Below are 5,994 nucleotides of genomic sequence, written 5' to 3' on the forward strand. Positions count from 1 at the left end.
CGTCTACGACATTAAGGGCCTGTTTCCCAGGCATGTTACGGACGGGCGTTTTTAATGAAGGTTCTGGTTACCGGCTGCGCCGGCTTCATCGGCTATCATGTCGCCCGGCGGCTGCTGGAGCGGGGTGACGAGGTTGTCGGCATAGACAGCATCAACGACTACTACGATCCCGAAATCAAGCAGGCGCGGCTGCGGCTGCTTGGCGAAGCAAGCCGCGGGACCAACGCGGGATATCATTTCATCCACGGCAACCTGGCCGACAGAAGCGTCGTGGATGGCTGTTTTGGCGAGCACGCCTTTGACCGGGTGATCCACCTCGCCGCCCAGGCGGGCGTCCGCTACAGCCTGGAAAACCCGCACGCCTATGTCGAGAGCAATATCGTCGCCTTCACCAACATGCTCGAGGCTTGCCGCAACAGCCGCGTGGCGCATTTGACCTATGCCAGCACATCGAGTGTCTACGGCGCCAACACCGACATGCCGTTTTCCGAACATCGCCCTGCCGACCACCCCCTGCAGTTCTACGCAGCCACCAAGCGGGCCAATGAACTGATGGCGCACAGTTACAGCCACCTGTTCCGCCTGCCGACGACAGGACTTCGGTTCTTCACCGTCTATGGCCCCTGGGGGCGGCCCGACATGGCGCTGTTCCTGTTCACAAGAAGCATTCTGGCGGGCGAACCGATCAAGCTGTTCAACAATGGCAACCACACGCGCGACTTCACCTATGTCGAGGATATCGCCGAGGGCGTGATCCGGGCCAGCGACAGTCCGGCCGCGGCCAACCCCGCCTGGGATTCCGGCCATCCGGATCCGGCAACGAGCAGCGCACCCTGGCGTATCTTCAACATCGGCAACAACAACCCGGTGAAACTGACCGCCTATGTCGAGGCGCTGGAAGGCGCCCTTGGCCGCAAGGCCATCGTCGAGCTCTTGCCTTTGCAGGCCGGCGATGTGCCGGACACTTTCGCCGACTTGTCGGCGCTGGAAGCGGCGGTCGGTTACCGCCCCCGCACCTCCGTATCCGAGGGCGTCGGTCGGTTCGTGGAGTGGTACCAGGGATATTTCGGGCGGGGATAGCGCCAAACCGATAGCCGGTGCGTGGCTTGGCAAGGCCGTTGCTCGGATGGCTCGTTCACCAAGCGAGCGGTCAAATTGCCGTGCCAGGCACTTTTCTGCTATCAGTCGTCCCGATTTCCGCCTTGTTCCAGGCCTTTGGGATACGGGCTTCAGTCAGTCTGTCAGGAATTGAGTTCGATGCGTCCGCTGCAAAGACATCTGTGTGTGATCGCCATGTCGTTGGCGGTGTTATCAGGCGCCCAGGCCGCGCCGCTGGTCGAACCAACGCTGCGCATCAAGCCCGCGGCGAACGGAGCCGGCCACGTTGCCCTGACGCTCGACGCCTGTGGCGGCAAGACCGACACGCGCATTCTCTCGGCCTTGGTGGAGAACAAGATACCCGCCACCATCTTCGTCACCGGTATCTGGCTGAAGCGGAATGCCGCGGCCGTGGCGATCATGCAGGCGCATCCCGAGCTGTTCGAACTGGAGAATCATGGCGGGCGCCATGTTCCGGCGGTCGACACACCGCAGAAAATCTATGGAATACCCAGCGCCGGCAGCCCGGAAGCCGTGCTGGCCGAGGTCGAGTCAGGCGCCGCGGCTCTTGCCCGGACCGGTGAGCCGGCGCCGAAATGGTTTCGCGGCGCAACCGCCGAGTACAGCCCTTCGGCGATAGCGATGATCCGCAAGCTCGGCTTCAAGATCGCCGGCTTCTCCATCAATGGCGATGGCGGCTCGCTGCTCGGCGCCAAGGAAACGGCCAGGCGCATCGCCGCCGCGAAGGACGGCGACGTCATTATCTCACACATCAACCAACCCACCCACGCCGCCGGTGAGGGCGTGGTGCAGGGTCTGCTGGCGCTGAAAGCCAAGGGCATGACCTTTGTGCGGCTCGACGATGTCGATGGTTTCGGCAATCACGGCACCACCGATTGAGGATGCGCGCCTCGAGCAATTCACCGTTTCACGGAAACGGCAAACCGCTCTAACTCTTTGTTTTGACGCAATTCCGGACGGAAAACCGTTTCACACTTTTCCTGGAATTGGTCTAGCGGCCTCGAGCCGTAGCGTTCAGCCCGGCTTGGCTTCTATGCTGACCTTGCTGGCGTAGAACGCGCCATGGTCGCGGATTTCGGCCATTTCGTCGAAGGGATGCCGATAAGCCCACATCGCATCCTTGCCCGCCTCGCCCGCCGGCAGCACGCTCCAGTAGCTGGCATCCCCCTTGTAGGGGCAATGGGTCGAATGTTCGGTACCGCTCAGCCGGTCGAAATCGATGTCGGCGAACGGAATGTAGAAGGCCGCGGGATAAGGGGCCTCGGTCAGCACCTTCGCATTGGCGGATGAGGCGATGACCGTGTCGCCGGCACGCACTGTGACAGTCCCAACATAGGGCTCGACAGTGATGATCTTGTCGGGATTGCGCTGAAAGCCCGGCGCCGGATTGGCGATCTTGTCCATGCTGGTTCCTCCTTGCCTCGGCCCCTTAAGGTGTGGCTCAGAGGGCTGTTGCGCAAGGCCCGTTCGCATCACGAAAACAGGCGCACTCCACCAAGGCGTAGCGCTCCAACGGTTTGCCGGTGGTTTCGAACAGCTGCCGGGCTTCAGGCGGCGGTCTTGAACGCGTCCATCAGCCCGGCATAGGCGGCAGCGATGCCCGCCACCGGATTGCTGCTCCTCGAAACGGTCTCGACTTTCAGCGAGCCGCCGCCGGTCGGCAGGGTGAGCAGCAGGAACTGGCGATTGCCGCCGTTGCCGACGGATGCGGCCGCGACATGCTGGCCCTCGCCTTCGTTCTGGACGCACATCTTGAACAGCAGCGTGCCGCCGACCGCTTCGAGCGCGCCGCCGACAACCTCGACAAACTCATCTTCGGAAACGGTCTTTTGGTCCGGCACCAGGTCGGCCAGGCTTTCGGCAAGCGTACTCTCGAGGGCCTTATCGTCGAGCGCGTCCATGCGAACCTCTTTCAGTCGCCAATCGCACCCCTTTGCCCATTAACGAACCTTAACGCCGACGATGGCCGGATTGTGGCACTTTTTGCGACCGGCTCGATCAACAGAGATTGCAGCGATGTAACGGATTTGAGCCTCCCGCCACGCGAATGGCAAGAGCTTCTGCGCACCCGAAGTCAGAAATGCAGCCGGATTCAACCGGTTGCAAAGACCAGCCCGAACAGGCTCAGCGCCCGCCGTGCAAAACGGATGACTGGACAATCCGCCGGTTCGCTTCACAATGAACCAAACGACGACGCAAGAAGCGCAGGGAGGAACGGGATGCTGGGGCTGATGCAGGAATGGCCGCTGCTGTGCCACAAGCTCATCGACAACGCCGAGCGGCAGCATGGCGTGCGCGAGATCGTATCGCGTTCGGTCGAGGGGCCGATCGTGCGCACCACCTATGCCGACATCCATCGCCGTTCGCTCAAGGTCGCGCAACGGCTGGAGCGGGACGGCTACGGTTTGGGCGACCGCATCGCCACGCTGGCGTGGAACACCGCGCGCCACATCGAGGCCTGGTACGGCATCATGGGTGTCGGCGCGATCTATCACACGCTCAACCCGCGCCTGTTTCCAGAGCAGATCGTCTGGATCATGAACCATGCCGAGGACAAGGCCGTCTTCGTCGACCTTACCTTCATCCCCCTGCTGGAGAAGATCGCCGGGGCCGTCATATCGCTGAAGAAGGTGATCGTGCTCACAGACAAGGCGCATATGCCGCAAACGGCGCTGCCCAATGCCGTGGCCTATGAGGACTGGCTAGACGAGGCCAACGGCGATTTCGCCTGGAAGAGCTTCGACGAGGGTACCGCCGCCGGCATGTGCTACACATCGGGCACGACGGGCGATCCCAAGGGCGTCGTCTACAGCCATCGCTCCAACGTGCTGCACGCCATGATCGCCGCCATACCCGACGCAATGGGCCTGTCGGCGCGCGACACCATCCTGCCCGTGGTGCCAATGTTTCACGCCAATGCCTGGGGCCTTGGCCAGAGCGCGCCGATGATCGGCGCCAAGCTGGTCATGCCCGGCTGCAAGATGGATGGCGCCTCGATCTATGAACTGCTCGACACCGAGAAGGTGACCTTCAGCGCCGCGGTTCCGACAGTATGGATGATGCTGCTGCAATATCTGGAGGAAACCGGCAGGAAGCTGCCTTACCTGAACAAGGTCGTCATCGGCGGCTCGTCCTGCCCGCGCGCTATCATGACCAAGTTCCAGGACAATTACGATGTCCAGGTGATCCATGCCTGGGGCATGACCGAAATGTCGCCGCTCGGCACGCTGTGCACGCTGAAGCCGGAATATGCCGCTCTCGAGGGCGAGGCCCGGTTGGATGTCAAGCAGAAGCAGGGCTACGCGCCCTTCGGCGTCGAAATGAAGGTGACCGATGACGAGAACAACCCGCAGCCTTGGGACGGCAAGACCTTTGGCCGGCTCAAGGTGAGAGGCCCGGCCGTCGCGCGCGCCTATTATGGCGGCGCCGGCGCGGAGCAGTTCGACGAGGACGGCTGGTTCGACACCGGAGATGTCGCTCACATCGATGCCGGAGGCTACATGCAGATCACCGACCGGGCCAAGGACGTCATCAAATCCGGTGGCGAGTGGATTTCGACCATCGATCTCGAGAACCTGGCCGTTGGCCATCCCGACGTGGCGGAAGCGGCGGCCATCGGCGTCCAGCATTCGAAATGGGGCGAGCGGCCCCTGCTGGTCATCGTCGCCAAGCCGGGCAAGGAGCCGACCAGGGCCGATATTCTCGACTTCATGAACGGCAAGGTGGCGAAGTGGTGGATGCCTGACGATGTGGCTTTCGTCGGCGAGATCCCACATACCGCTACCGGCAAGATCCAGAAGATCACCTTGCGTCAGCAGTTCAAGGACTACCGCCTGCCGACGGATTGATGGAAAGTTTCGTCTTTCGGCTTCAAGCCGCCGCGAAAAGGCACTAAACCTCCGTCGGGGCTGGGGCAGCGCAGAGAACGATGGTTAGCATTCCCGAACGGCACACGTCGAAGGCCGCCGGCTGGTCGCGGCGCACCGCGGCATTTTCAGCCGTGCTTTTGCTGACCGTCTTTGCCGGGCATCATTTCGATCTCGTCGAAACGCCGGTGTTCCTGTGGGTGCTGGCGATCGTCGCGTTGCTGGCTGCGCTGGCCTTGGTGTTTGCGGCATTGGCCTTTTCGAGGCTGTGGAACTTCGGCGACCGGGGTGGCCGCGATCTGACAGTCGGCGCCCTGCTGGCGCTGCTGGTGCTTACCCCCTACGGCGTTGCCGCCTATTGGGCGACGATCTATCCACCGCTGCGCGACATCTCGACCGATTTCGACGATCCGCCCGCGCTCGACGTGAGCGACCGGACCAAGGACATGAATGTCCTGTCACCGTCGACGCCGGGCGAACAGCGCCTGCAGACCGACAGCTATCCGCTGGTCAATGCGCGCAGCTATGATTTGCCGTTCGAGACCATCGTCAACGCCGTCGAAACCGTGCTCGACCGGCGCGGCTGGGACCTTTCGGAGCCCTACCCCGATCTTGCAGCCGGGCAAAGCGACGTCACCATCACCGCTGTCGCCAAGGGTTTCGTGCTCGGCCTTCCTTCGGACGTTGCGATCCGCATTGCCGATGATGGCGACAGCGTCATCGTCGACATGCGCTCGGCTTCGCGTTACGGACGCCACGACCTTGGCGACAATGCCGCGCGCATCACCGACTTCCTGGGGGAACTGGACCAGGAAGTCGCCGGCCAGATCGGCGCGGCGCCGGCGGAATAGTTGCGACGCCCGCTTTTTGTATGCGTAGCGCGCAATTTGCGGCTTGGAGACGTCTGCTTGACCATCTTGGGTAGCGCAGCGCGTGATTCGGCCGAATCAAGTTAAGATTGACGCTCACATAAATGATGGAGAGGTTATCCCGAATGACCCCTTCCCCA

6 protein-coding genes are annotated in these 5,994 nt (G+C 62.3%); 4 read left to right on the forward strand and 2 right to left on the reverse strand.

The genetic code is table 11. The features are described 5' to 3' along the window. Positions 1–54: 54 nt before the first annotated feature. Both J0I79_RS02685 and J0I79_RS02690 read left to right on the forward strand, forming a co-directional pair. Entirely contained in the window at positions 55–1,080 is a 1,026-nt protein-coding gene (locus tag J0I79_RS02685) for an NAD-dependent epimerase (RefSeq protein ID WP_292855185.1), read from the forward strand. A 177-nt stretch (positions 1,081–1,257) separates the two neighbouring features. Then, entirely contained in the window at positions 1,258–1,998 is a 741-nt protein-coding gene (locus tag J0I79_RS02690) for a polysaccharide deacetylase family protein (RefSeq protein ID WP_292855186.1), read from the forward strand. 135 nt (positions 1,999–2,133) lie between these two features. On the opposite strand, the gene J0I79_RS02695 is transcribed toward J0I79_RS02690, so the two are convergent. Together J0I79_RS02695 and J0I79_RS02700 are read right to left on the reverse strand one after the other, a co-directional pair. Next, positions 2,134–2,523 (reverse strand): DUF427 domain-containing protein, encoded by a 390-nt coding sequence (locus J0I79_RS02695; RefSeq protein ID WP_292855187.1) that lies wholly within the window; start codon positions 2,521–2,523, stop codon positions 2,134–2,136. A gap of 143 nt (positions 2,524–2,666) precedes the next feature. Continuing rightward, positions 2,667–3,020: a hypothetical protein gene (locus J0I79_RS02700; protein WP_292855188.1), complete on the reverse strand. Its 354-nt coding sequence runs from the start codon at positions 3,018–3,020 to the stop codon at positions 2,667–2,669. 318 nt (positions 3,021–3,338) lie between these two features. On the opposite strand from J0I79_RS02700, the gene J0I79_RS02705 reads away from it, so the two are divergent. Both J0I79_RS02705 and J0I79_RS02710 read left to right on the forward strand, forming a co-directional pair. Then, positions 3,339–4,967, forward strand: coding sequence for a fatty-acid--CoA ligase (locus tag J0I79_RS02705; RefSeq protein WP_292855189.1), 1,629 nt, complete (start codon positions 3,339–3,341; stop codon positions 4,965–4,967). Positions 4,968–5,047: 80 nt separating this feature from the next. Further along, positions 5,048–5,836 carry a DUF1499 domain-containing protein gene (locus tag J0I79_RS02710; RefSeq protein WP_292855190.1) on the forward strand — a complete coding sequence of 263 codons (789 nt, stop codon included), beginning with the start codon at positions 5,048–5,050 and terminating at the stop codon, positions 5,834–5,836. Positions 5,837–5,994 lie beyond the last annotated feature (158 nt).

The sequence above is a fragment of the Mesorhizobium sp. genome, from assembly GCF_017306585.1.
GTDB lineage: Bacteria > Pseudomonadota > Alphaproteobacteria > Rhizobiales > Rhizobiaceae > Mesorhizobium.